The following is a 25,617-nucleotide window of genomic DNA, read 5'->3' as shown; positions in this document are numbered from 1 at the left end:
TTATTACCTAATATCAATTGTGTTATTTCCAAACGATTCAGCTTCTATGCTTGAGGCTCGGACTAAATATCCTTTGAGTAGCTCAACACATGAGTTTATGAGTGGCTCAGAGCCGCACATTAGAAAGTGCTCAGTACCAGTCAGCTTTTCTGCCGCTTCTAAGCTAAACATGTTCTGCAAAAGTTCTGGTGCTCGGACTGGTACAAACCCGCCCTGTTCATAATTTTCACGCGACAAAGCAATCTGAAAATCAAATCCAGGGTAAGTGTCTTTAAGGTGGTTTAAACGGCTAAGGTCGTAGGAGTGGGCTTTATAGCGCACCGCATGAATGAGATGAACATTAGAAACCTTTCCAGATTTCATCCATTTTTCCGCGATACCTAACACCACCCCTAAAGCCGATCCTCCGGCAATAGCGACACAACGATTAGTATCGGGAAACGCATGGCCAAACTTGCCTTCAGGCTGCCCCAGCTCGACGGTTTGGTTTACATTGCTTGCATCCGTCAGCCAAGGGGAGCAAATACCTTGCTCTTTAACGGCAACATCAATGCTAATCCGGCCTTCATCTACGCCTGCCACAGAATAGTAACGACCTTGCCCAAGCGCGGGTATATTTACCTCCAGGCTCTGCCCGACTTGCGCTTCTAATGCTGTCTTCAATGTGATCCGAGAAACGTTGTCACTCAGCGTTTCAACCGTCTCAATCAAAGCGGATTCAAGTAACACATCCTGGTCCACTTCATTCACAAAACTCAATTTAAGGTCACTTTCAGGAACCGCCTGGCAAGAAAGAATGTAGCCTTTGCTTTGCAATTCTGGAGAGAGATAAGCCTCCAGGTCTACCAACGAGCTACACTTGCCGTCCGTGACTTTGGCCAGGCACTTTTGACAAGATCCGACCTGACATGAGTATGGGACTTCAATGCCTTCATCAATAATACTGTCCAAAATGGTACGTTTTCTGTGCAGCTTAAACGACTGACCTTTTACTTCGCCGTATATAGGTGGTTTCTTTTTAAAAAGCGAAAACATGGTACTTTCCCTGCGTAAAATTACTGATTAATCTGTGCGGTTATTTGACGAGCTAACCACCTAGGTGCCAGGCGAATCGAGAACATGGCTATCTTGTTAACCATCCCGGGAACCACGACAACGCGTTTTTTAAAGAGCCCTTTTACACCAGCAGCAGCAACCTCATTGGCACTCATCACGATGCCAAATAACCCTTTAGCTAACCCTGTATCAGTCGAGCCAGCACGATGATGAAACGGTGTGTCCGTGGTTCCTGGACACAAGGCACTGCAAATAACATTGTGCTTTTTAAGCTCAACGGCTAAACCTTCGGTAAAATGCAATATGTAGGACTTTGTTGCGTAATAACTGCTGTAGTAGGGCCCAGGTTGAAAAGCAGCCAGCGATGCTACATTCATGATGTAGCCACGTTTTTTAGCAATAAAATGTTTCGCGATAAAATGGCTGAGTGTGACTGTGGCCTTGATATTAATATCCAGTAGCCTGTGTTGCTCTGACAAGGAATTGCCCACAAACTCCCCACTCAACCCGACTCCAGCATTGTTGATAAACACTTCCACCTGGTCGATGTAAGGCTCCAAAGCTTGCATAAGCTGCTCAATTGAGGATTGGCACGTCAAATCATATGCCAGTGTAATAACGCCTACGCCATAGTTGGCGACCAGCTCATTACTGACTGTTTCAAGCCTGTCAGTGTCTCGCGCTACCAAGATCACGTTATATCCACGCATCGCAACCTGACAGCTTAAGGCATAGCCAATCCCAGAAGATGCACCAGTAATAACGGCATATTTATTGTTTTTCTTCATCACTTTGAATCACTTCCTTTCGTACGAATTAATTTTAAGATCTCTCGGATCTGCTCTTCTGTGATTTGAATAAATTGGGTGGCTGAAATAGGCAGTAACTTTTGCTGACAATAGAGTACTTCTAAGTAAATTCCGTCGTGTTCGACTCGATACCCAACCCCTATCATATTTGGCAGATGACAAATGGTACCAAACCCCTTTACAGGCGATTTAGCTGTACCATTTGAAACCATCATGTCCCGGTGATATATAAACTTCATTGCTGGCAAGAAAGTAAAAACGATTTTTCTTAAAAATTCTTTTAAGTGGGTATTAAAGTTGTTTCCAAACGTAGAATAGTAAGTCATACCTAAAAGATGACCTATTAACCCCAACCCTTGCTTACTTCGCTTTATATTCGCTCTATGCATTTCTGATCCCCGCTGAAGTAATGCGAATTTTTTATCTTCGGAAGAAGCGGAGCTATAATGCCTAAATGCGCCAGACACAGGATTTATAAAATCTAAATTACGACTTGTCATATGCGACAAAGAGATCGGTTCAAAGACTGTAGGTGGGTGCCCGGCACTTTCTCTGAATGTTTCATATACACAAAGCTGTATCAGCATATCTGGTGATATGCCATTATCATGAGCACAGCTAAAATCAGTATCTTTAATATATACTGACGCGTTTTGTGTCGTAGATATAAGCGCTGTCAAATAGTGCTTTATTTTATTGGCTGATTTTTTTCCAAGAAATAAGTCACTGGCATCATTATCGTAACGAACGGGTTCCGGTAGCCTTTTATCCATGCCATCCGATAATTCATTTGTGGAATACTGAGAAACTCTCTCAAACAGCTGGTTTGCTTTCATTCCATCTACGCTGGCATGCTCACACAAAAGCATAATACTTTGGTGATAAAAGTTAACGCACAGCTGAATAGACTTATCACAAAACCGATTGTCTAAATGGTCAAATCTGCTTGGGTAGTCAATCTCTCTGTCAGGTGTATTATCTAAGCACACGACAAAACGACTATCTCTCAACATGTCTAAAGTACATTTTAAGGATGGGTGCTTGTCCATATTGTTCGACCACATAGCCCAATCCCGCCGCTTGTAAGAAGCACACTCAGATAGTGTGATAGCGACTCCTTCTTTCTTCGTGACATTGCCTTCAGCGAGCAGATCATTAAGCGTTTTTGCTAAACGACCTGGGTCCTCAGCGTAAGCTAATGGCACCTGGAAAACAGAGCCTTGGTATAGCAGAGCAAAATAGTCGTTTTCTTTAGGTACATATAGCCGATCACATATTCGACCGGGGATCCTACACCTTCTGAACTCTTCTGAGATCTCCGTATCTTCCTCAATAGCCAGGAATAGCTTGTTGATTAGTTCTGATACTTCTTGGGTAAACTTTTTACTTTCTGGTGACTGGGTCACCAGCAAAGGAAAGTTATTGTAAAATGGGAGGCTTTCTCTGCAGGACAAATACAGCTGAGCCACACTTTTTCGATGATGCAAGCGGCCAGGAGTACGCAGCATATCGACAAAATAAAAAAATGAAATGCTCAACACAAACACTATTGAGTTTAAATGACTGGAGAAAACATTGCTTCCGTTAACCAGTTTAACGTGCTCACAGATCTGCCGATAAAATCGGATAAAGCTTACTTTTTGTCTTGTGCTATTCATTTTGCTACCTACTATTTTTTATTGCCCATGACTTACCCACCACGCAGGTTATCCATGATATTCAGGTAACGAATGTACGAATTACTGGCAATTGGTAATAATGGGATAGGTGACAAATAAGGTGCTTTTTTTCTGTGCCAATAAAGGCCAGCCTGAGATGACGATTCTTTTTGTTGCTGTGCGTATGCAGCACCATAAGCGAGTGACAGTGCCAGGCCATGGCCACACCAGCCAATCACACTGTCGATACTCTTGCGATATGAGCTGATCACCGGGAAGTTATCCAGCGTGACACCAATCGTACCTGTCCATACTTTTTCAATATGGAGCCCAGTCAGACCTGGTAAGTACTTATTTACTCCGGCAGACAGTTCTTGATAGACAGAGCCTGGCCCATCACTTCCACGGCGTTGTTCGGCGATAATGCCGGAGGTGGAATAAAACGGTGCTCCACCACCAAAAATTAACCGATTGTCCGCTGTCAGCCTGAAGTAATTGAATATCTTCCTGTTATCAATTACCGCATTTTCAGTTTTAAGTGCTAGTTGCTGGCGTTGTTGTTCAGACAAAGGCGACGACATCATCAATGAAGTAGAAACAGGGATCACACGCCCTTTTTGAATACCCAGAGAATGAGAAAATCCGTTCGTTGATATAACGGCGCGCTCGAAATTTATACGCTTTTTACCAACCCACGCATGCCCTTCTTCCAGCTCCGTGCAAGCTGAATTAAGGATAATTTCACCGCCCAGGGCGGTAATTTTATCGGCCATAGCGCGTAACAACTTCACCGGATTGATCGTCGCAGTATTGCTGTATTCAAGGGCATATCGGTAGCGCGGCCCATTGACGATCGCCTGTACCGAATGTTCATCATAGGTATTTAACTCAAACCCATTTCGATGCAAGGCATCGGATTCAAGCCTCAACTGCTGATCATTCGATGAGTTTGTCGATACTTTAAACTGGCTGCCAACGGTCAGGTCGCAGTCAAAAGCTTCCCTTTTTATCAAAGCGATACTGCTATCAACAGCATCTAGCGTATGCTGGAACATGGTGCGCGCTTTCTCTGGGCCAAACTTTTTTTCTAATCGGTGAAAAGGCGCACCAATGCCAGGACCAAGCATGCCCGAATTACGTCCACTGGCGCCCGAACCAAGCGTATGGGAGTCTATCAGCACGACCTTTTTCTCTTGTCCAAACTGCTTAAGCAGGTTGTACGCTATGGACAGACCCGTAAAGCCCGCGCCAATGATCAAATAGTCACATTGGATGTCTCCACTTAAACTTCCGCCCTTAAAGGCATCAATAGAGGGGACCCAAGGATTACCAGTGCTGCGGATATCTTGATTTGTTTTATAAGGCATTGGTCAACCTCATCAGTCGAATCAAATGCTTGAATCGAAACTTCCCGTGTACCACAAAATACTCAGGCGTTTGTTCGATGGGCTTCCACTTGTTCTTATAATTCACCTGATCCAATGCCGGATAAATTTTCTGTCCATGGCGCTCTAAAAAGCCAATAATGCGCTTCAGAAGCGGGCTTCTGGAAGGGAAGGTATCTTGTGCATCGTTCACACCGAAGAATGGCGTAAAGCCAAAATTAAGATAACGTTCGCCCTCAGACTTAAACCGATTAATCGCTTCAGCGTTAATAAGCTCCATCGTTCCCGGAGGCGCATCATTAAGGCGACGAGTCAAATCATGCATCCACCCCTGATACTGGCCAAAACTAGGCACATAACTGATATAGCCGATGATCTTGTCATCTTTAACTGCGACAAAAATACGTTCTTTGTCCAGGTCATTGGCTTCCAGATCGCCGACCATAAATGACAGCAGCTTTTTGTTACCTTTTTCCTGAAGCCATGAACGAGTAATCTCACTCAACATCTCTTTTTGCTTTTCGCCTTTAAAGATATCAGCGCCCAGTTCGTGGACCGTCACGCCAGCTTTCGCCGCTCTTTTAATTTTATTTCTCAGGCTCATAAAGTGCTTACCAGCCAAAGTAAACGACTCAAGGCCCAGCGTGTAGGAGCAACCCATCTGGTTAACCTGAAACCCTTTTTGCTCAAATAATGCGGCCTGTTCCTGACGAATTTGAGCCCCCGCAACTTCCCGTTTGTGCGTCTTCGCGAAATCAATGAAGCCGTCCAGTAAAGCCGCTTGATCTTCATTGTCAGCAACAATGCCAGCTAAAATAAACAAGCAGCTGCCGTCGTCCTCATAGGGGATATAGCCAACAACGCCATCTATGCAAAAGGTTGATATGTTCTTGTTTAAAGCCAGGAACAATGACGGATGATCACCGTACTTTTCAGTGATCATGAACTGTCTGACTGGGTCAATAGGCTGAGATGGTAATTTTCTCGCGTCTGTAATCTGTTGCTCGAACTCTTTATAAATAGGATGTTTCACCGGTTCAAAAGACAGCATTCGGGATTTAAGTCCATTACCAAACAGACTGCGATCGCCAAACAGATGTATCAGAATACCCATTAATGCCCACTCTGGTTTAACAAAGTAGCACCAGGCTAAGGCAACCAGACCTGCCGTGAAGAAGTTGTGCGCAAAGTTATACAAGACGTAATAGATTTCGGGCACTTTCCCCTTATATTTGCGATAGGCGATGGCACCAGGCAGGTAACCTATTAAGTCAATGTAAGCAAACAGGAGAATAAACGGGATGATCCGTACTTCCTGCCAGTGGTAAAGTGTCACAGCAACACTGATCAACAGTAAAAAGCCGTACTCCAGTCTTCCCAATAATCGGGTATTTTTGGTTTCAAAATTATTTACAGTATCCATATCACCACTCCAAAATCACACGTTGAATGTTTCATCGATAAGCACCTTAACTTCAGACATTCGTAATGGATTTGTCTCGATTGATGAAGTGGCGAAAACCATGTTTTTCAGCGATTTTGCTGACATCGATTGCCTGCTTATATGAGATTTCTTTACCCAGACTGTAATTTTGCTCAACACCATCCATACCGAGTAAAATGGTCTCAGACAGGCACGCCAAATTCACGCCTGGACGGCAACCTATGATATTACAATCACTTAGCATAGCCCGGCGGTCAGGTAAGTAGACGAGGCCGCCTTCATGGACTTCTCTGTCTTTATGCTCATCCAACACATCAAATGGCCGGGCCACATCAAATATTTTGCAGTTTTTAGGGAAGATTTCGGCAGAGATGAACGCTTTCCCTTCACTGGTCGCTGACAGAACACAGTCGAGGTTTTCGCTGACGTTTTCTGTGTCAAGACCAACAAACAGGTTAAAGGTTGACTCTCCCTGAGCATGCCCGTGCTCAATCACCTTACGCATCATGTCTGGGACTTCGGGCGGCTCACTCTGAATAAGCTGTTGTTTAACATTCAGAACATCTGCATATCGCCAGAATTTACCCGCTGCGGAACCTGGGCTAATTTCCGGAATTTCATTTAATACCTCAACCAGTGCATTTCTGAGGTTGACGTATTGCTCATCCAGTGGCGTATGTTGACTGCCAACCACATCCACGACGCCAAAACGATGAGACAGATCCATGAGTGCAATCCGGCCCACAGAACCTCGTGCACCAATGACCATCAGATGCCTGTGCTCAATATCATCAGCAAACATTTCTCTGATGGCGTTACACGTTGATATCGCTGTCCAGCAATTACCGGTCGTCAAATGAAAGTCGTCTGAGGCGATATCCAGTCCACCGCGAGTGATCACCGAGGTATACGCGCCAAGTCCTATTAGATTCGCGTCAAAGTGTGATGCCTTTTGCAGGTACTTTTTCATGAGTTTTGCCTTGTTGGCTCGGCTCAGCTTTAACATACCCGTTGGGCTTATAGGACTATAAATCATCGCCGCATTGACGACGTCTCCCTGACCGCCGGTCATTGAGAACTCAAACACAGCTTGTGGTTCGTTTTCGATATCTCCCAGTGCAAACAGCCACTGTGACAATTCCATCTGCTGTTGTTCAGAGAAGTTTTCTTTGACTTTTTGCGGCAACCCCCGACGGATATCTTCCGCACTGGTTGAATGGAACAAAAAGGCAAGGCGGTATTCTTTACCCTCAGTTGGTGCAGGGAGTAATTGAATTGGTTTAGGTTTTTTCTTTTGCTGCTTTTTGGTTTTTTCTATTTCAACAACCGGTTTATAGCCAACCAGGAATCCCATGAGCTGGTCATAGCGCTTCTCACTGAGCAGCTCACAGACTTCTTCAAACGCGCCTAAAAACCGGCTAACTTCACTCCTGCTCACATTCAATGCTGGCTGAAAACGAATGGCTCCACCAAGCTCTGTTCTGTTAAGCATGGGCATGCAAAAGATGCCTTTAACATGGACTAAATAGCCGCAAATTAGCAAAGGCAGCAGGTCGCTTCTGTGTGCGTAGCTGACAATGTAATTGCCTTTAGTCTCGAGATCCTTGAAGTTTAAGGCATACATCAAACCCAGGCCGTTAAACGAAAAGTGCTGTGGGTAGCGTTCCTGTAATCGCGTTAAACGCTCAACGATAACCAGTTCAAGCTCTTTCACATTATTCAGAACTAAGCGATCCTGTGCCTCCAAAGCATCCAGTACTCCCAGGCCAACGGCACACGCTAAGCCACCATTAGCGAATGTAGAGCTGTGTTTGGAGTCAAACTCTTGCTCATATGTGCCCCGTTTCATGATCATGGCACCAATGGGAATAAGTCCTCCACCCAGGGCCTTAGACAACAGCAGCAGATCTGGCTCGATATTAAATCGGTGCGCCGCTAATATCTCACCGCTCCGACCCATGCCAGTTTGGATTTCATCGAGTATGAACAAAGTGCCATACGTCTTGCACAACTTAGCCGCATGCAGAAGATACTCTCTGTCTGCCGGGAGCATGCCACCTTCCCCCTGAACAGGTTCAATGATGAACGCAGCATATTTCCGGGTTTTGAGGGCCTGCTCTAGTTCAAACAGGTCATTCAACTCCACTCGGTCATATTGATTTTTATCAACGATAACTGGATCACTGTGGCGGTCACTGCCTGTTGCCGACAAAGCAGCAAACGTTTTCCCATGAAATGAGTTATTGACCGAGAGAATATGACTTCTTTGTGTTTTCAGGCGGGCCAGTTTAAAGGCCGCTTCCACCGTTTCAGTTCCTGAGTTACTAAACGTTACGTATTCATATTTATCGCCTGCCAGTGCAACCAAACGCGCTGCGAGCTCTTGCGTACTTTTAGGCAAAAATGGCTGAATAAAATTAGGTTGTTCCGTTGCTAGATACTCAGTTACTATTTGAGTTAGTTCACTGGAGTTATGACCTAACGGTAATGCCCCATATTGAGAAACACCATCAAGTATTTTCCGACCCTCATTGTCATAGTGATAAGATCCCTTACTACGAACAATGCTCAAATCTAACTTAAACTGTTCTAAAATCGACTGGCGATAAGGTTGACACTTCACGACGCTAAAACCTTTTAGTTCTTTAGTTGTTGTTCAAAACCGAATTGAGTTACCGGGTGAAAAGCCAGTAAATCGATTGTTCTGGATAAGTAATGAGCGGTATCATCAGAAAGGTACTTATGTGCACCAATACTTTCAAAAACGATATTCCTCACATCTTTAAGCGACTTCTGTATTTGATATCGTAAAGACAACACTTCCGGCACCAACCACTCCAGGTTCTCTGGCGCAACTTTGTGTGACAACCCGCATACACTGTAACGGCACTGTGCCAGCGTTCCTGTAACGGGAATGAAAATAGAAGGCGCCTGAAGCGCAGCAGGGTTAAGACGCCCGACTAACGATTTACACACGCCTGTATACGCAGCACCAATAAATAAATTGAAGTTCACCAGGCCTGTACTCAGATACATTTCAAATGAATCGTCTTGCGCAAGCACAGACCATTCATTAGGCACAATGACGTTATTAAAGATCACTTCATGACTGTCAGTACTTTTGAGGATGTCTCCCGGCCAAAAAGGCTTTCGTTCCAACCCTTCAGAGCCATTAGAAACAATGGCCACCCCAGGTATGCCTTCTGCTGTAATGATAGAAACAGCAAAATAGTCAGCTACATGGCTCATCGTACAAGGCTTTTTGCTACCGGATATGATGATGTAATCTTCCTCGGTGCTGGTCGCGGCTACACTGGTATGAAATATATCTTGGTTCCCTGAGCTTTCTGCAAAGGCAGAAGCGACTAAGGCATTGTTTTCAGATATGTCTTTGAGCAATGGCCCAGCAAACTGAAAGGAATTCGGATACATGGAAATGGTAGAAACAACGTGAAAATGCATGCACAACATCAATGCAGCTGAAGGGCAAACCATGGCGACGGAGTACACCACTTCCAATGCATCTTTCATTGGCATTTCCAGCCCGCCAAACTCTTTTGGCACGATCATAGAGGGCAACTGAGTGCTTGAAATCAGTGCTTTAATTTGCGCTGGGGTCATAGATTCCAGCTCAGACAATTCATACTCTCGCGTCAGGGCATAAAACTGCTCCAACGGAGCCAAAACAGGCAAAGAAGAATGGTTAAATGAATTCATGATAGAACAATCCTTTATAAAAATTTTTAGTGTAAATGCCTTCACATATAAACCCGAAATTCGCTTTTTCCTCAGTCACAGTTGAGTTGGTAAAGCATTTTAATTTCGAGTTATGTACTGGTTATCTGTCTCCAATAAACACAAAGCAAACCTCAAAGAATAAGCTTTAATTTTTGCTTAATAGCTTAATAAAGAATGTCAGACACCTTTAAAAAGTGACTCATTATCAATGTAATTTATTATGCAACCACCCTACTTTAAAAAACACGCAGCTAGCCCCTATGCGGTTGTTGTATACAACCACACCCACCAAAAAACACAGAGTTTAGTTCAGTAGCCTTTTAAGAAAATAAAGGCTCAATGTGAAAATAAAAAATCATTTTAATTACATAAAAAATAACCAAAAACAACAATTAATTAAAAGAAAACCAAGTAAAAGCTTTACGCTTTAAACGCTCTTAAAAACTGAGCCCTTACCAATCTGGCAAGAAACGAAAATGTAATAAGGTCACTTAAATTGACTTCACGATTCAAAAACAGATCAAGTTTATTTGCAACTTTCTGGTCATACACCGCTGAGGAAAGCACCGCTCTTTCAGGTGGAAATATGTAGTTGAACTCTCTACCAGATGAGTAACTTGAAATAATAAATTCATGTTCTTTTAATTTCTTTTTATGTATAATTTCATAATCTCTTACACTATTAAGTAACGCTATCGGGTCATTTTCTAACAGGCTACGGCACGTTTTCTCTACCAGCCAATCAGCGCTTAACAGGCCAAATGCAACGCCAGTTCCAGCATAGGGATCGATTGACAACATGGCGTCTCCGATCAGCGCAACACCTTCAACTTGATGCACGGCCCTTTGAGTATCCATATTAGGTCCAACCGTGATATTAGCCACACGTTCTGCGCTATCCATATCAGGGCCATCTGGTAACTCCTTGAAAAAATTATGAAAATTAGATTTGTAGTCTTTTTTGAATTCTGCTAATTGCTCATCATGTAATCCAATACATAATAAGGTGAGATCACCATCACAGGGGAATGCGTACGCAACATGTTTTCCCCAAAACCACAGTTGTGAGATAAGGCCTGATGTAAGTTTCAGGTCTTTATAATAAGACACATAAAATGTTCGGTTATTTTTTCTTTTTTCGTAAGATGCGTTAATCTTTTTAGCGACAACCGAATTACGCCCGTCCGCTCCAACGATAAGATTTGCGAAAAGTTTGTGCTTTTCGCCTCCGTCTAAATCAGCAGCTTCTACACCGATAACTTTTTTAGGGCCCGAAAATATAAGCGTTGTCATTTTGTAACCTTGTAGTAAAGTTACATTTTCATGCGCCGCAGCCCTTTTTCTTAAAATGGGATCTAACGTTTTACGACGAACATTGTATCCATGATGCTCAGCACTTACAGCTGGGTCTGGTTTTATCCAACCCCACTTAGTCCACAACTGTATAAAGTTTTTAATTGCCCCAGATTTTTCAATCTCATCAACAACCTTTAACTTTTTCAATATAGGAGTGGCTACTCCTTGTAAAAAGTGAGTACAAACAGGTTTATAGCTATTGATGTCTTTTGACTTTTCAATCAGACCAACCGACAACCCTTGTTCTGCATATAAAATTGCCGCAGCACTGCCAACAGGCCCAGATCCGACAATTATTACATCATACTTATTTTTACATTTATGTTTCATTTCGAGCTTCACCGAACATACAACATACATTGGGTTAAAATTTATAATACATACGGGTACAAAAGACAAGCAATTGGGGAATAAATGTCTAAAAAAATGAAAGAAATAATAAAACAAACACTTAAAATGAAACATTAAATTAACAAAACATTGGGAATATTTATGATGAACCTATGCTTTTACAGGAATAAATTAACTCTCAAATGACCGTAATTATGAGAATTTGCATATACATTTAGATGAATTATTAAATTATTAATAGAGCGGTTCAAATTGACGCTGATTATATACAGAAATCATCGTTCCTAACTTAATGTGAGAAACCCGCATCGTCACCTGTGACGGGAATTTAACCGCTGAGGCAAAGTTCGTGACACGATTAATCAGACTCAGGTCATCACCTGTAAAAATGGACAGATACACAACCCATTAATTTGTTACCGAAGAGAGGAACCCGGCTACAATCAGCAACCAGGTAAAAGTGTCGAAAAACTGTACGCAAAAAACAAAATCGTGTGTATAAAAAATGTCTACATATATCTAACAGGTGACGTGCCGTACTGATTCTCCAAATAAACACATGCTCCATGCGTATCACACGCACGCTTACTTTGGGGTCATAGGTTGTACTCTTGAACGTGAACATGAACGCTCAATTTAATACAAAAAAACTGGACAATCCTTGGTTTTCAATCACAATTTCCAATCACAAAATAAGAAGGGTAGAGCGGGTATGAATGCCCATGTTGATGATTTTTTGTGAAGTCAATTTTTAACTTGCCTTTTTAAACAGGTACGGGTACTTTTTTTCTGCGTGGAAGAAAATGACGCTCGTCAGCTTACAAAAGCATACGCCAGACGGACAATTTGTGCGGTAGGCCAGTCTGACAGCTAAACACCCATATTAAGAATGATTAACAGGATCAAGGGTGTTGATTCCACCTACCCACAACACATAAGGAACATCATGATAGAACTTACACAGATAGGTGCGCACCTCATCTTTATTGGTATTGCCTTCTTCCTGGTCGGTTTAATACAAGGTGCGCTGATACCAGCTGCAAAAAATTCCCGTATGGCGCTTTCTGGCCACCTCACCGCTGTTCAGTGCGCCATGGCACTGGCGATCTTTGGCATTATCTGGTCACTGGTTGAACTGCCTTATTATTTGGAAGTTTTTGCTGCGTATGGCTCTGCATTGGGGTTCATACTTATTTGGATCGGCATCACATTTGCCTCATTGACAGGCGCAAGTAAAGCTCTGCCCATCGCTGGTGCGGGATTCTCAGCAAACGTCTCCGCAGAAATTATGTTGAAAGTATTGGTCGGTATTGGGTCGCTATTATCGTTAATCACCTGTGCTTTATTGGTGTTTGGATTATTGTCATTACTTAGTTAGTGAGTAATTGATGGCTGAAAAAGCTAGGAGTAGCCGTTAAGAAGCCCTGGCTTTAGTTAGCAATAATATATAAATGCGAACAGCAAAATGCCCACATTGACCAGTGGGCAACAAAGCGTGACTTACAGGCAACAGTGCCCAGTCACACGTGTGAGACATCAACTCGATAAAACACACCCCATTACGTTGAAGCACCAATGTGAATTTTTTTAAAGTTACCAAAGTGGTTTCTACGTCTTCTTATCATAGCCTGACCAGTGCTATTGATTGATTTAACAACACATCAATCACTTTATGTTATGTCTGATTGCTAACTCAGAGGCACTGTGTCACTTGATGCGCTTTCAGCAGTGTAGTTAAGGTTTGCTGTGAACGATAACCCTGGGTGTAAAACACCAGCTCCCCTTGATTATCAAAGATCAAGGTCATCGGGACCGGCGGTTTTTTTCCTAACGCCTGAGTAAATTCACGACTGCTTAAAAAGGCGGGGAACTCATTGTGTTTTCGCTTAAGTGCGCGACGTAAATCACGGCGATTACCATTCACGCCCATCATCACGGGCTGAACGCCGGTACAAGACTCGACCAGGTTGCTCAGTGCGACATGCTGCTTTTCACACCAGCGACAGTTTGGCATAAAAAAAGACATCAGCACTGGCGCCCCGGTAAACGGGGCCAGGGTTTGCAGTTCGCCATAAGCAGCGTCATCAAGACGCTGCATGGGTTGTGTATAAAAGTCAGTAGCCTGACTCTCATACACCAGGCAAGTGGTCAGCAGCATGGCCACCCATTTAAAATTCATAGGTGAGCCCGAGGTAAGCCTGTCTGCCTCTCAATGGGCCATGAATATACACCACATCATAACCACCTTCAGCATCATACATCAGCGGACTGCCCATATCTTCAGCCTGATTATAATCAAACAAATTGCTGGCACCGGCATACAAACTGAGTGCTTTGGAGAGTGGCTTAACCACTTTTAGGTCAACCGTGACATAACTCTCAGCTGTGGTGGGTTTAGCAAACTCGCCGCTGGCATCGTTAAAACCTTCATAGCCATATTCTGTCAGATCGCGACTCGCCACCCAGATTGCGCTGGTTACGATTTCCCACTCATTAATATGCAAGTCGGTGCTAAGCGTCGCGCGTTTTTCAATCGGTGCGATGCCAAATGAGGCTTTGAATGTTTCGTCGTAATGATACTGCTCCGCGATTGCTGACACAGTCAAAGTATCTGAAACCTGCCAGTTTGCCGAAATATCCACTGCGGTCACTGCGGCGGTTTCAGTCAGCTGAGTGAGCACCGGCGTGCCTGAGTCAGTATGAGACAAAGCGGCCAGATGCTCCACTTTGGTATGCGCGGCTGAGGCCGTAACAGTCAGCATTTCTGTCTCATAGCTGAGTGAGTAAGTCGCCGATTTTGAACGCTCTGGTTCACTGACCTCTACCTGAAAACCTTTACCGGAATCCAATATGCCGTGGTCACTTTCAAAAAAAGATAAAGGTGCGCGATAACCCTGCCCTAGTGACAAACGAGAGGTAAAAGTATCATTGTGGAAATAACGCATATCGACCCTGGGAGACAGGATGGTTTTGTCGATTTCAACGCCAGGTTTTTGTGGGTCAACGAAGTCGGCCTGGATCTGATCCAGACGTAACGCGGCAGAGACCTCTATTGACTCGTTTGGTAACCAGGTATCCTGTATATAAAGGCCGGTTGTATCGTAATCAAAGCTATCCGACACATAATTTGCAGTGCTTTCGAGCGCAGCAGACGAGGAGCGCATCGTCTCATCTCGCTTGTCCGCGCCAAAAGTAAGCAGGTGCTCAGCATTCAGATCATAGTTAAAGCGCACCGAGTAATAATACATAGTGTCTTCAGCATAGTAATCGGTGCTTTCATAGAACGAATCCTGAATATGATCCACATAAGCCAAGCTGGAGGTCACGTTCAGGCGGGATGAAATCTCATGTAACCAGCTCAGGCTGGCTTCTTCACGCTCCGTTTTTACCCATTCCGCAGTTTCCCAGGCATTGCCGATGTAGCGATTTCGCACATCATCACTCACAAACAAAGCATCCGCTTCACCCTGGCTGACACTGGCCAAGGTAGCAGAAATACTGGTTGCAGTATCACCCAGAACCGGGCCACCAAACACTTCTGATTGGGTTTGATTCAGCCGCACACGAATATTGTCTGAATAACCAATATCATGAGATACCATTAAAGTCAGTGACTGATTGGTCAGGGCCGGATTTTCACTTACGCCGTTACCATCACCGTCAAACTGATCTTTGTTATCATACTGACCAATCAGGGTTGCCCGGGTGTTGCCGTCAGTACTGATGCCACTTGCCAGCGCAGAGATCAGCTTATATCCACCGGTACCCGTCGCCATATCCAGTTCAATTTTATCTTCGCTGGGTTCAGCTGTAACCAGGTTAACCGTACCGCCAATGGCTTCCGGCGCAGTAAGTGATGCACCAGCACCACGGGCAATTTCAATACGCCCGATGCCAGATGCCGCTACTGAGTCCATGCCGTAAAAGCCAGAAATCATAGTATGCATGGGGATGCCATCAACGAGAACATTAGTATGCTCTCCTTTTAATCCATTGATCATGATCCGCTTTGCACCACACATAGCACACTCATTAGACACGCGAATGCCAATGGCATTTTGGATTGCATCTGCCAGGCTGGAGGACTGAGTGTTTTTTATATATTCGTTTGAAAGCAGCTCCGTTTTGGCAATATCGTCTTTTAATGCACCTGACTTGATCAGGCGTGAGCGCACCCCTTGTACCTCAATTTTTTCTACTGACTTTTCCACCCCGGTTGCAGGCGCAGATGCAGCTGACGCAATGACCGTCAGCGTTGACAAAAGCAATGACATGTTTGTGAGATCCTAGTTCTTATCTTAGTTACAACGCGCCAAATGTTATAATATAACATTTCAGTTTTCATTAAATTGGGGTTAAATACTAAAAACGTAAGACGAAGTGAATAATTTAGTCACAAGACGGCGCACAGATCTGCCATAAAAATCCAGCATACTTAGGCTGTTTTTTACCATTGAGCCTCTTGCCAAACTGTACCTCAGCCGATTTAATAACTTCAGCCTTGCGCAAAATCGCAGCGGCAAACATGGTTTATATAAGGAGAATTGACATGTCAGAACCCACTCATATTGATCTGGTTGAGGCTTATATTCATGCCTACAATACATTTGATATTGCTGCGATGCTGGCACTGTTAGATGAGCAGATCGTTTTTGAAAACGAATCTAATGGCGAGATCACGGCCAGCGCGCATGGTAAAGCGGCGTTTGAGCAACTCGCTGTAAAAGGGGCTGCGTTATTCGAAACCCGCCAACAGACAATCACAGAATTAGCACTCGAAGAGCAGGCCGCCACAGCCTACATTCAATACCAGGCAACGCTTGCAACGGATCTGCCGAATGGCTTAAGTGCCGGAGACACGCTCCAACTTGAGGGCGAAACCCGATTCCGTTTCCAAAACAATAAAATTAGTTACATCAAAGACGTGAGCTGAGATACCATCAGCCAAGATAGTTTATTCAGCCCTGAAGGAGCAATTGCATGACCTTTGAACACTATATGGCATTATTTATCGCAATGTTTGTTGTCGCCATCATACCCGGACCTGCCGTATTCGCCATTACATCGGCCTCCCTTGCCAGTGGATGTAAACGAGGCATATTTATGACTGCGGGCTTACTGCTGGCCGATTATGTGTTCATTTTGCTTGCAATTTCTGGTCTGGCGGTCGTTGCCGAAGTGTTGGGTGGCGCTTTTGTTATCATCAAGTATCTCTGCGCCGCCTACCTGATCTGGATGGGCATTTCCTTGCTACTAGCAAAGCCTGGTGCTTCGGCCACTGACACGGCAACTCATAGCACCCAATCGGCCGTACTGAGTGGTTTTTTGCTGACGCTGAGTAACCCCAAAGCCATTGTTTTTTATGTTGCTTTGTTTCCTACCTTTGTCGCAATAGAAAGTATGACCTATACGGACATTTTAGGGATCATGGCATGTGCAACGCTGGCATTTGGCTCAGTTAATCTGGGGTATGTTTATTTGGGCGGTCAGGCCAAAAAGCTCATATCTACACCACGACGACTGACCATGCTCAATCGCTGTGCCGGCTCGGTGTTAGCAGCATCGGGCGTGACGGTTGCTGTTCGCTAATCTGATCAACAGAGGCCACACCGTTATACGTGTGGCCTGAACAAGGCTTAACTGAGTATCAGAGACACTGTTAAATTCACGTTCAAAGCTCTATAGCCAGAATACAGCTATTTTGTGAGCCCGCACTCCGTTTGTCCGGATCATGAAAAGTATCAAGGATATGAAATCCGGCTTTTCGCATCATACCTGCCGAAGCCAGATTCTCCTCATGTCGCTCAATTAACACTACTTCAGCGCCAACTTGTCTGGCCTGTGTGATACACGCCTGTAACAGGGCTGTGGCAATACCTTTACCGCCATGCTGACTTGCAACCACCACATCGCCGATAAAGTACATCAATTTCTGGTGCGTATATTTGTTGAGGTAATCCGGGCTATGTGTTGCGTCAATCAATACCGAGCAGCCGATAATTTCGTCATCCTGTACTGCCACCACGGCACTTGCAGCCCCACGTTCGAGCAACTCAAACTCAGCATTCACCCCGTCTTCGGTGAGGTAATTCCATTCATTCTGACCATGCTGCCATAGCAGGGCTTTTAGCGTGTCGGCTTCGGTCGGCAAAGCGAGTCGATAGGTGATCATCTGGGTATTCCTTACGTTGTTATTATCTGTCAGACCTGATTTAACCGCCTTTCCAAGAGCGTACCATACACTTTGTCTTTCAAAGTCGTGATGATACACGCAAGTGTAAATGCCCTTTACACTACACCCGGTCAAAGCGTGGTCATCGGTCCCGATAACTGTACCACTATTTCCTTTAAGACCGGTAGTACAGAGATCACCAATAGTCCCGCCATCGCCAGATTAAAGCGCTTACGACTGGTAGCACTGTTCAACCAGGTTTTTAGCAGTGAACCAAACAACAGCCAGACACCAACACACGGAAAGGACACTAACAAAAAAGTGGTGGCAATCAGCATAGTCTGAGTATCAACGCCACCACCTACAGTAGTAAAGGCAGCGATCGCGCCAGTCGCCACCACCCAGGCCTTACCATTGATCCATTGAAACAAGGCGCCTTTCAGGAACGAGAGTGGCTCACCCTGGCTGTCCGTATCCTGGGTGTCTGCTGAACGCGCGATCAACCAGGCCAGATACAACAAATACAGCACGCCCGCACATTTAATGATCATATGTAGCGCTGGAAACCACTCAAATAAGCGAGAAAAACCAAGCCCAACTAACAGCAGCATGAAGGCAAAGCCAATGCATATTCCGCTCAACAAAGGCAGACTCTTTTTTACGCCAAAGTTCACGCCAGAGGTCATGACCATAATGTTGTTAGGGCCAGGTGTAACAGAAGACGAAATCGCAAAGAGGATAATTGCGTAGAGATATTCCATTATTTTGTATTGTCCGAAAAAGAGACTGTTTTATAGTTATAAAGCCTCGAAAATCAACTTCCAAGTAGAAATTTAACTTGTCTCAATCATTTGTGGTATTTGGATAACAAAACATGCGCCGCCCTCTGAGCGAGCCTGATAAGTAATTTGCCCACGCAGCAGATGAGTCACCTGAGAAAAAACAATATACAAACCCAGACCTACATGGCCATCGTGTCGCTTGGTTGTATAAAATGGATCGAATAGACTAGACGCTGATTCGCTTTCGATCCCCTCGCCGTCATCCGAAAAATAAAGTATGACTTTCTGTGAGCAAATCTTTACTTGTATCCAGATGTTGCCCTCAGTTTTATTCACGAACCCGTGGTCAACCGAATTTTGATAAAGCCCTTCCAATACAGTGCTCAGTGTTTGACGATCTGAGGTGATCGCCAGATCCGCCGGACAATCACAGTGAACCGTAACCTTATCGTCACTTCGATGCAGCGTTTGAAACCCAGCCAATAGGTCACTCATCATAAATCGCTGTTCAGGCTGGCTACCATCATCAACACAAATTAACTTGAATCTCTGTACCAGTTCTGCAGCGCGTGTGATATTCGCTTCCAACAGAGTTATACATGAAGACGCAACTTCCATGAATTGCTCAGTATCATTGCGTGTTAACGTACTTTCATTTAACTGACTTTGAAACTGCTTAAACTTGTCCTTTAACAAGGAATTTGCAGTAACCGAGGTGCCCAACGGCGTATTCAGTTCATGAGAAACTCCCACAACTAATCGACCCAGAGCAGCCATTTTGCGCGCTTCAAACAAATACTCTTGCGTTTTCGTCAGCTCTTCAAGCGCCATAGCAAGTTCATCTCTCGAGCGTTTCAGGGTCTCTGTCCTTTCTTCCACTCGCTGCTCTAAAGATGCATTAAGCTCCGAGAGCGCATATTCCGAAGCTTTTATTTTGGAGATGTTTTTAAAGGTACCAGACAAACGTAAAGCATCGCCGTGTTCGGAACGTTCAGTAACTCGTCCCCTGTCCAAAATCCACAACCAGTCGCCTGTATTCGTGAGTACCCGATAACTGACTTCATAAAACTCACTTCTCCCTTGGAGGTGATCCGTAAATCTCTGTTTCAACTCTTCAAAATCGTCTGGGTGAACAAGGGGTTTGAATACGTCGATATGAGTCCCGATCACCTCAGGTGGTAAACGCAGCCCCTCCAATTGATTTTCCCGAACCATGATCCCATTAACTAGATCCCAGTCCCACAAAGTGTCGCCACTCCCCCAAAGTGCCAAACTAAGACGTCGGTTAGCCGTTTTTACTTTCTGTAAAGCGGCAGCTTCAATCTTCAACTGGGTGTTTTTCGCCCTCCAATTGTAGAGAAAAAATAGCACCAGAAAAACCAACATAAGGCCAATTAAGTAGAGCCGATTTTGAATCTTTTGTTGCTCAAGTTCTAGCGCCTTGATTTTGTTTTCTTGTGTTAATGATTCAATCGCAAGCGCTTTGTCTTCCAGATCATGCTCAATAATCAGGGACTGAATTCGATGTTGTTTACTCCTTTCAGCTAACACCTCAGACAAAGATAAATAGGAATGGAGAGACATCAACGCTGCGTTGTAATCCCCTGTTGCTTTATATACATCTGACTGTTCACGGTAGATATTGGTGAGCAACGCTTCTGAACCATGCAAACTGGCGATGCGCTCTGCGTTATCGAGCTGAATAATTGCCTTTTCAAGCGCCTCATTTTGCGTATATAAACGCGCTAGCTCCAGGCGGACCTTAGCCAAACTCGCTTCTCTGAAGCTTTTGCGGAATAGCTCAAGACTTTTAAGCAAGTGGGATTCAGCCAGAGACATGTCCCCTTTCACTCTGTACACTCGCCCCAAGTAAAGGTATGCACTTGCAACGTGTGTCGGCTTCTCCAGGTCGCCTGCTAGTGTAATGGCTTGGGTTATGTAATATTCGGCACTTTCGAGATCTCCAGCCAGGTAGTGGAGATTACCCAGCTGGTTATATGAATGGATTATCCCTCGCTGATAGTTAAGCGTGTGTTTAATCCTCAAAGATTCCTGATGCATTTCAATAGCACGCTCATAATCCCTCACATCTTTATAGTAAGTACCAAGATTACTTGTGATCACGGCAATCGAGCGATTATCCTCAAGCGCCCTGGCCATTTTGAGCGCCTCCCGTTGATGCAGTAGTGTTTTTTCAAATACCCCCATTTTTCGATACAAAGAAGCCAGATATTCGTGACTTTTTGAGGCGCTAAGCCTGTCGTTAAGTTTTAAATAGATGTCTAACCCTTGCAAATAATGACGTAGTGATAAGTCATACTGCAACAGGGATTTATAAAGCTTACCCAACACCCCATGAGCACGCCCCTCAACGGCTCTGTCTTGCACTTGATTTGACCGCTCAATAGCGAAACTAATCAACTTCTTAGCTTGTTCATAATCCCTGAGTGTGAAGGCAATTTCTCCGCGTACCAGTGCGGCTGACGCTTCAATTCCCCCAAGTCCGCTGCGTTGAGCAATTTTTTCGGACTGCATAGCCCATATTTTAGCCTGCGACAAATCGTCTTCATACAACACGGCGCGTGCCATGTATAAGTATACAAGTGCAGCCTGTCGATTATTTGGGTAGCGCTCCAGAAGCTTCAATGCTTGCTCGCCGTATGCTAATGCCAATTTCGACTTAAAGAAAAAAGACACTTTCATATAAGCAATAATCGCATCCACCTTCTGGCTTTGCTTACTTGTCTGTATCTGCTGCTCCAGCTCTGTTACATGATCAGGTTCAGATGAGCACACCGACACTGCGACGAACAACAAGGTTGTCAGGAGTAAAGTGTTAGATATAAATGAGCGCACGACTCAATACCTATTGGGGGAAAACAGCAATAAGGTTGCATGGATTTACAGCATTTCATCATGATTTCTGCCACCTAGTGCATTAAGCTTAGTTCATCAGGCGTGTTGTTCCATTCTTTATATCGCCACAGGCACTCAAGCTTATCTACTCATGCTGATAAATCGTATAGGTAGAATTTTATTACTGACAACCAAGCTGTTTTGATATCAAAAGCTAGGTTTTCGTACGAGTAAATCTAGAACTATACTCTATCGAATTAAAGTATCAGGTGACGATTAAAACACATGCACAGACTAGAAAAGGAACTTTACGAACGCATTAAAAGTGATCCTGCGCTGTTTGAGTTTGTTCAGGAGTCTTCGCTGGACGGGATCTGGTTTTGGGATCTTGAAAACCCCGAAGAAGAATGGATGAGTGATAAACTTTGGCGGACGCTGGGCTATGATCCCGACACAAAAACACATAATGTATCTGAGTGGCAGTCAATTATTAATCAGGACGACTTAGCAAATGCCATGGAAAACTTTAACCGCCACGCCGAAGACCCAAACCACCCTTACGACCAAATCGTGCGTTATCAGCATGCCAATGGTTCAACTGTGTGGATCCGTTGCAGGGGGATGATCCTCAGAAATGCACAGGGAGAGCCCATACGTATGCTCGGCGCGCACACGGATGTCACCAAAGTGAAAGAAAGCGAGCAACAAGCCATTGAAGCTTTGCGTGCCAGAGATCGCTTTTTTGCCCGTATGTCTCACGAAATTCGCACGCCTTTGTTTGGTATGCTGGGCGTTGCTGAATCACTAAAAAGCAGCGTACAAGACCCCGATATTTTACGTGATTTACACACTATTTTAGATTGCGGTGAACAACTACAATCGCTGCTCAATGACATACTCACACTGACGAAACTGGAAGCAGGAAAACTGACCACCAGCCTTGAAACCGTATCATTGCAGCACGTGTTTTTGCACCTTCAGCGGCTTTATGACGACACGGCAAGAAAGAAAGGGCTGACCTTAGAAGTCGCACAGGCGGATTGCGAAACATTATTTTGTCAAACTGACAAGGTCCGTCTGACTCAGATCCTCAGCAATCTTGTAAGCAACGCCATAAAATATACTAAACAAGGTAAGGTCTCACTCTCAGCCAACTATCACAATGGCCAATGTGAACTCATCATTCACGACACCGGTGTTGGTATAAAAGACATAGTCGCAGTGTGTGAGCCCTACTCGCAGGAAAAACATGCGGATCTCACTGGAATTGGCAGCTCCGGCCTGGGGCTGGATGTAGTTATACAGCTGTGTGATATGCTCGGCTACGAATTTTCGCTGCAATCAGAAGTAAACACAGGCACTACAGCCACCATAGGTTTGGCGGCGCAGCAGGATTTATCACAACGAAACAGCGAGCAGAAACATCAACAGCACAATCTTGAGTTAACTTTGCAACTGGGTAATGTGCTCGTGGTTGACGATAATGCCATCAATCTGATTGTGGCAAACCGAATGTTAGAAGGCCACTGTGCATTATTAGACAATGCTCAAAATGGGATAGAAGCCCTTAACAAACTCCAAAGTGGTCCGCACTATGACGTTGTGTTGCTTGACATCAATATGCCCGGTATGAGCGGCTATGATGTGCTTAAACAACTCACAGCACTCAGTTTGCCGACCACACCAAAAATCGTGATGTTATCAGCAGATGCTTATGAAGCCACCAAAGTCACTTGCCTTGAGCTTGGTGCACATGATTATCTGGTAAAACCTTACTCACAAAAACAACTGTTTGCTGTTCTCGATAGGTTGCTGTAGCACATATCTACTGACAGTGTTACAGCTCAGCACGTTCACTAAATACGGTCGCAAAATGTGGCAGCACTCGCTGGCTGATGCGCTCACCAAAGCGGCTACTGTGGTCGCCTTCAAACACTTCTACCTGTACCTTGCTATTGCTGGCCCGACTCAGCTCGCCAAGGCGCATATTCCCTTCTGAGATCCAGGGGTATTCATCTTTATTACCCACCTCTACATGTACAGATTGCAGCTTGCTCAGAACACTCGGGTTTGTATATAACCTGAGTAACTCACCAAACCCGCCTTGCCAGGCGCCTTTGCTGCTCTCAACCTCAGTATAATGGGGACCAAACACCTCACTTTGTGTGCCTGCAAACGCACTGCCATAGGCAAGCACGAGCGCCAGGTTTGAGTGATCGACCCCTTGCTGCCAGAGTTTTAACCCCTGGTAGTCGGCAAATGCATTTGCCATAAATGCCGCCGGGTCGGCCGCTTTTGCCAGTTGCTGACGAAACAGCTTATAACCTGCCACCGCTTTCTCATCAGCCAGATAGGAGTCTTGCATGCCCTGTTCGGAAAACATACCTGGGCTCATTGCATAAACATGGCCGAAGTGCTGCGGATATTTAGCGGCAAAACGCAATGCGCCTGTCCCACCCATAGAAAACCCGGCAATGGCGGTGTCTTCAGGTTGCTTGCTGATCCGATAATTTGCATCCACAAAAGGCAGTGCTTCTTTCATCACAAAGTCTTCAAAATTACCGTGCGCTTTTGAATTTACGTAGAAGCTACCACGCAAAGGGGTATCCCCGTCTAGCATGACAACAATAAAGTCCATACTGTGTCCGTCTTGCACGAATGTATCAAAACGCTTGGCCAGACTCTGAGCAAATCGAGCAGGCCAGTTATAAGCGCCTAAAAAATACAATACCGGATAATTTTGTGTGCTGGTGTCATAGTCTTTGGGTAGATAGACACTGATAGTTCGGTTTGGGTCGGTGTCGATATAACTGCCTTCAATGGCCTGAGAATAGTAAGCGTGTTGTATCAACTTTGCCTGAACAGTTGCACTTACCAGGGCTACACATGCCAGCAATGTGGTTAATAGTCTCTGCATCATCATTATTCCTTTTTATTATTTGCATCTAAGTTACCCAAAGCATATTGTTTAATCCAATATATAAATCACCTTAATTTATATCCAATGAATATAGATTGGTTCGACCTTAGAAAACTCCGCTATCTGGTTACCGTGGCCCAGGAACTCAGCTTCAGCAAAGCAGCTCGGCGACTGAATATGGCCCAACCCCCGTTAAGCCAGCAGATCAAAAAAATTGAACAACAACTGGGGTTTACTGTATTTGAACGCTCAACACGTCAGGTCTCATTAACACGCAGAGGTGAGCGGCTGATCCAACATGCTGATAAAGTACTGGAAAGTCATTATGCGTTAATGCGTTATCTGGGAGCTGAGCAGTCAAGTGAGCTACTCCCTTTGCGCTTAGGTGCCATCGGTCTGGCAATCGACGTGTTAATTGCGCCCCGTATTGCGCCATTTCACCAACAGCATCCGGACTATCTGATCGATCTGGAAGAAGGCACCACCCAGCAACTTATCTCACAATGTCACGCCCAGTTGCTGGATGCCGCGGTTATCAGGTTGCATCAACATGCCCTGTCTGATGAGCATTTATATCTTCTGAAAAAAGAGCCTTACGTACTGGCAGTGCCGCGAGCATGGCAACTCACCGCAGCAGAGCTGTGCCTGTCAGCACTGGCCAGGAAACCCTATATTAGCTATCCACGCGATTTGCACCCTGAGCTGTATGATGAAATTAACCAGGCATTTGCCATCGCACATGTGCGTCCCAAACTGGTTCAGCAAGTCAAAACCAAATCAGCCACACTGGCGCTGGTTGCTAATCAGGTTGGTTTTGCAATCGTGCCGGCCTCATTGTCTGAGCCAGACAACAAGCACATTGATTTCATACCGATAAAACAAGCTTTGCCCAGCGTAGATTACTACCTCTATTGTCGTGATTTAGAGCGGCATCCTGGGCTCAGAGCACTGCTACGTCTGCTGAAAGAAGAGCTAAACGACATGACTCCTCCTGTGCGTGAACCTGAAAAAGATGATCTAGATTTAATTTAGTTAAAAATTAATATTTATTCCTTTGACATTAGGCAACAAAAGTAGATAGCTTGTTACC

At 44.7% G+C, this 25,617-nt stretch carries 19 protein-coding genes; 5 read left to right on the top strand and 14 right to left on the bottom strand.

Going from position 1 to position 25,617, the window contains the following annotated elements:
• Positions 1-3: 3 nt before the first annotated feature.
• The 8 genes from PRUB_RS22095 to PRUB_RS22060 all read right to left on the bottom strand — a co-directional run bounded on the left by PRUB_RS22095 (position 4) and on the right by PRUB_RS22060 (position 11,776).
• A complete protein-coding gene (locus PRUB_RS22095) occupies positions 4-1,035 on the bottom strand; it encodes a 2Fe-2S iron-sulfur cluster-binding protein (RefSeq protein WP_010384320.1) in 1,032 nt (343 codons plus the stop codon).
• 20 nt (positions 1,036-1,055) lie between these two features.
• A complete protein-coding gene (locus PRUB_RS22090; protein WP_010384321.1) occupies positions 1,056-1,844 on the bottom strand; it encodes an SDR family NAD(P)-dependent oxidoreductase in 789 nt (262 codons plus the stop codon).
• On the bottom strand, positions 1,844-3,523 hold the full coding sequence (locus PRUB_RS22085; RefSeq protein ID WP_010384322.1) for a choline/carnitine O-acyltransferase: 1,680 nt from the start codon (positions 3,521-3,523) through the stop codon (positions 1,844-1,846). Before PRUB_RS22085 ends, PRUB_RS22090 begins: the two co-directional genes overlap by 1 nt.
• A gap of 32 nt (positions 3,524-3,555) precedes the next feature.
• The gene (locus PRUB_RS22080) at positions 3,556-4,890 is read right to left on the bottom strand and encodes an NAD(P)/FAD-dependent oxidoreductase (protein ID WP_010384323.1); all 1,335 of its coding nucleotides are present in this window, start codon (positions 4,888-4,890) and stop codon (positions 3,556-3,558) included.
• Positions 4,880-6,331: a bifunctional lysylphosphatidylglycerol flippase/synthetase MprF gene (locus tag PRUB_RS22075; RefSeq protein WP_010384324.1), complete on the bottom strand. Its 1,452-nt coding sequence runs from the start codon at positions 6,329-6,331 to the stop codon at positions 4,880-4,882. Before PRUB_RS22075 ends, PRUB_RS22080 begins: the two co-directional genes overlap by 11 nt.
• 52 nt (positions 6,332-6,383) lie before the next feature.
• The gene (locus PRUB_RS22070) at positions 6,384-8,975 is read right to left on the bottom strand and encodes an aminotransferase class III-fold pyridoxal phosphate-dependent enzyme (RefSeq protein WP_010384326.1); all 2,592 of its coding nucleotides are present in this window, start codon (positions 8,973-8,975) and stop codon (positions 6,384-6,386) included.
• Positions 8,976-8,989: 14 nt separating this feature from the next.
• Positions 8,990-10,069, bottom strand: a complete 1,080-nt coding sequence (locus PRUB_RS22065; protein ID WP_010384328.1) for an acyl-CoA dehydrogenase family protein — start codon at positions 10,067-10,069, stop codon at positions 8,990-8,992.
• A 441-nt stretch (positions 10,070-10,510) separates the two neighbouring features.
• Positions 10,511-11,776, bottom strand: a complete 1,266-nt coding sequence (locus PRUB_RS22060; protein ID WP_010384329.1) for an NAD(P)/FAD-dependent oxidoreductase — start codon at positions 11,774-11,776, stop codon at positions 10,511-10,513.
• Between the two features lie 967 nt (positions 11,777-12,743).
• Here PRUB_RS22060 and PRUB_RS22055 point away from each other — a divergent pair.
• Positions 12,744-13,175 (top strand): hypothetical protein, encoded by a 432-nt coding sequence (locus PRUB_RS22055; protein ID WP_010384330.1) that lies wholly within the window; start codon positions 12,744-12,746, stop codon positions 13,173-13,175.
• Between the two features lie 315 nt (positions 13,176-13,490).
• Here PRUB_RS22055 and PRUB_RS22050 read toward each other — a convergent pair whose 3' ends face one another.
• Entirely contained in the window at positions 13,491-13,976 is a 486-nt protein-coding gene (locus tag PRUB_RS22050) for a TlpA family protein disulfide reductase (protein ID WP_010384331.1), read from the bottom strand.
• Positions 13,966-16,071 (bottom strand): TonB-dependent receptor plug domain-containing protein, encoded by a 2,106-nt coding sequence (locus PRUB_RS22045; RefSeq protein ID WP_010384332.1) that lies wholly within the window; start codon positions 16,069-16,071, stop codon positions 13,966-13,968. Before PRUB_RS22045 ends, PRUB_RS22050 begins: the two co-directional genes overlap by 11 nt.
• 275 nt (positions 16,072-16,346) lie before the next feature.
• Between PRUB_RS22045 and PRUB_RS22040 the strand changes: the two genes are divergently transcribed.
• Positions 16,347-16,730: a nuclear transport factor 2 family protein gene (locus PRUB_RS22040; protein WP_010384333.1), complete on the top strand. Its 384-nt coding sequence runs from the start codon at positions 16,347-16,349 to the stop codon at positions 16,728-16,730.
• Between the two features lie 47 nt (positions 16,731-16,777).
• Positions 16,778-17,386, top strand: a complete 609-nt coding sequence (locus tag PRUB_RS22035; RefSeq protein ID WP_010384335.1) for a LysE family translocator — start codon at positions 16,778-16,780, stop codon at positions 17,384-17,386.
• Positions 17,387-17,468: 82 nt separating this feature from the next.
• On the opposite strand, the gene PRUB_RS22030 is transcribed toward PRUB_RS22035, so the two are convergent.
• The 3 genes from PRUB_RS22030 to PRUB_RS22020 all read right to left on the bottom strand — a co-directional run bounded on the left by PRUB_RS22030 (position 17,469) and on the right by PRUB_RS22020 (position 21,607).
• Positions 17,469-17,969: a GNAT family N-acetyltransferase gene (locus PRUB_RS22030; RefSeq protein ID WP_010384336.1), complete on the bottom strand. Its 501-nt coding sequence runs from the start codon at positions 17,967-17,969 to the stop codon at positions 17,469-17,471.
• Positions 17,970-18,100: 131 nt separating this feature from the next.
• Entirely contained in the window at positions 18,101-18,730 is a 630-nt protein-coding gene (locus PRUB_RS22025) for a LysE family translocator (RefSeq protein ID WP_010384337.1), read from the bottom strand.
• Between the two features lie 72 nt (positions 18,731-18,802).
• Positions 18,803-21,607: a tetratricopeptide repeat protein gene (locus tag PRUB_RS22020; RefSeq protein ID WP_010384338.1), complete on the bottom strand. Its 2,805-nt coding sequence runs from the start codon at positions 21,605-21,607 to the stop codon at positions 18,803-18,805.
• Between the two features lie 285 nt (positions 21,608-21,892).
• On the opposite strand from PRUB_RS22020, the gene PRUB_RS22015 reads away from it, so the two are divergent.
• Positions 21,893-23,425 carry a hybrid sensor histidine kinase/response regulator gene (locus PRUB_RS22015; RefSeq protein WP_010384339.1) on the top strand — a complete coding sequence of 511 codons (1,533 nt, stop codon included), beginning with the start codon at positions 21,893-21,895 and terminating at the stop codon, positions 23,423-23,425.
• Positions 23,426-23,444: 19 nt separating this feature from the next.
• On the opposite strand, the gene PRUB_RS22010 is transcribed toward PRUB_RS22015, so the two are convergent.
• Positions 23,445-24,527: an alpha/beta hydrolase gene (locus tag PRUB_RS22010; protein WP_052026449.1), complete on the bottom strand. Its 1,083-nt coding sequence runs from the start codon at positions 24,525-24,527 to the stop codon at positions 23,445-23,447.
• A gap of 84 nt (positions 24,528-24,611) precedes the next feature.
• On the opposite strand from PRUB_RS22010, the gene PRUB_RS22005 reads away from it, so the two are divergent.
• Complete coding sequence (locus PRUB_RS22005) at positions 24,612-25,559, top strand: LysR family transcriptional regulator (RefSeq protein WP_010384341.1); 948 nt, start codon at positions 24,612-24,614, stop codon at positions 25,557-25,559.
• Positions 25,560-25,617: the final 58 nt, after the last annotated feature.

This window comes from Pseudoalteromonas rubra, from assembly GCF_000238295.3.
Lineage (GTDB): Bacteria > Pseudomonadota > Gammaproteobacteria > Enterobacterales > Alteromonadaceae > Pseudoalteromonas > Pseudoalteromonas rubra.
The sequence above is the reverse complement of the archived record's forward strand: the minus strand, read 5'-3'. Positions and strand labels throughout refer to the sequence as shown.

Excerpts from the sequence above, each read along its gene's own strand:
- PRUB_RS22095 (WP_010384320.1), bottom strand. The coding sequence starts at position 1,035 with ATGTTTTCGCTTTTTAAAAAGAAACCACCTATATACGGCGAAGTAAAA.
- PRUB_RS22090 (WP_010384321.1), bottom strand. The coding sequence starts at position 1,844 with ATGAAGAAAAACAATAAATATGCCGTTATTACTGGTGCATCTTCTGGG.
- PRUB_RS22085 (WP_010384322.1), bottom strand. The coding sequence starts at position 3,523 with ATGAATAGCACAAGACAAAAAGTAAGCTTTATCCGATTTTATCGGCAG.
- PRUB_RS22080 (WP_010384323.1), bottom strand. The coding sequence starts at position 4,890 with ATGCCTTATAAAACAAATCAAGATATCCGCAGCACTGGTAATCCTTGG.
- PRUB_RS22075 (WP_010384324.1), bottom strand. The coding sequence starts at position 6,331 with ATGGATACTGTAAATAATTTTGAAACCAAAAATACCCGATTATTGGGA.
- PRUB_RS22065 (WP_010384328.1), bottom strand. The coding sequence starts at position 10,069 with ATGAATTCATTTAACCATTCTTCTTTGCCTGTTTTGGCTCCGTTGGAG.
- PRUB_RS22060 (WP_010384329.1), bottom strand. The coding sequence starts at position 11,776 with ATGAAACATAAATGTAAAAATAAGTATGATGTAATAATTGTCGGATCT.
- PRUB_RS22055 (WP_010384330.1), top strand. The coding sequence starts at position 12,744 with ATGATAGAACTTACACAGATAGGTGCGCACCTCATCTTTATTGGTATT.
- PRUB_RS22050 (WP_010384331.1), bottom strand. The coding sequence starts at position 13,976 with ATGAATTTTAAATGGGTGGCCATGCTGCTGACCACTTGCCTGGTGTAT.
- PRUB_RS22045 (WP_010384332.1), bottom strand. The coding sequence starts at position 16,071 with ATGTCATTGCTTTTGTCAACGCTGACGGTCATTGCGTCAGCTGCATCT.
- PRUB_RS22040 (WP_010384333.1), top strand. The coding sequence starts at position 16,347 with ATGTCAGAACCCACTCATATTGATCTGGTTGAGGCTTATATTCATGCC.
- PRUB_RS22035 (WP_010384335.1), top strand. The coding sequence starts at position 16,778 with ATGACCTTTGAACACTATATGGCATTATTTATCGCAATGTTTGTTGTC.
- PRUB_RS22030 (WP_010384336.1), bottom strand. The coding sequence starts at position 17,969 with ATGATCACCTATCGACTCGCTTTGCCGACCGAAGCCGACACGCTAAAA.
- PRUB_RS22025 (WP_010384337.1), bottom strand. The coding sequence starts at position 18,730 with ATGGAATATCTCTACGCAATTATCCTCTTTGCGATTTCGTCTTCTGTT.
- PRUB_RS22015 (WP_010384339.1), top strand. The coding sequence starts at position 21,893 with ATGCACAGACTAGAAAAGGAACTTTACGAACGCATTAAAAGTGATCCT.
- PRUB_RS22010 (WP_052026449.1), bottom strand. The coding sequence starts at position 24,527 with ATGATGCAGAGACTATTAACCACATTGCTGGCATGTGTAGCCCTGGTA.
- PRUB_RS22005 (WP_010384341.1), top strand. The coding sequence starts at position 24,612 with ATGAATATAGATTGGTTCGACCTTAGAAAACTCCGCTATCTGGTTACC.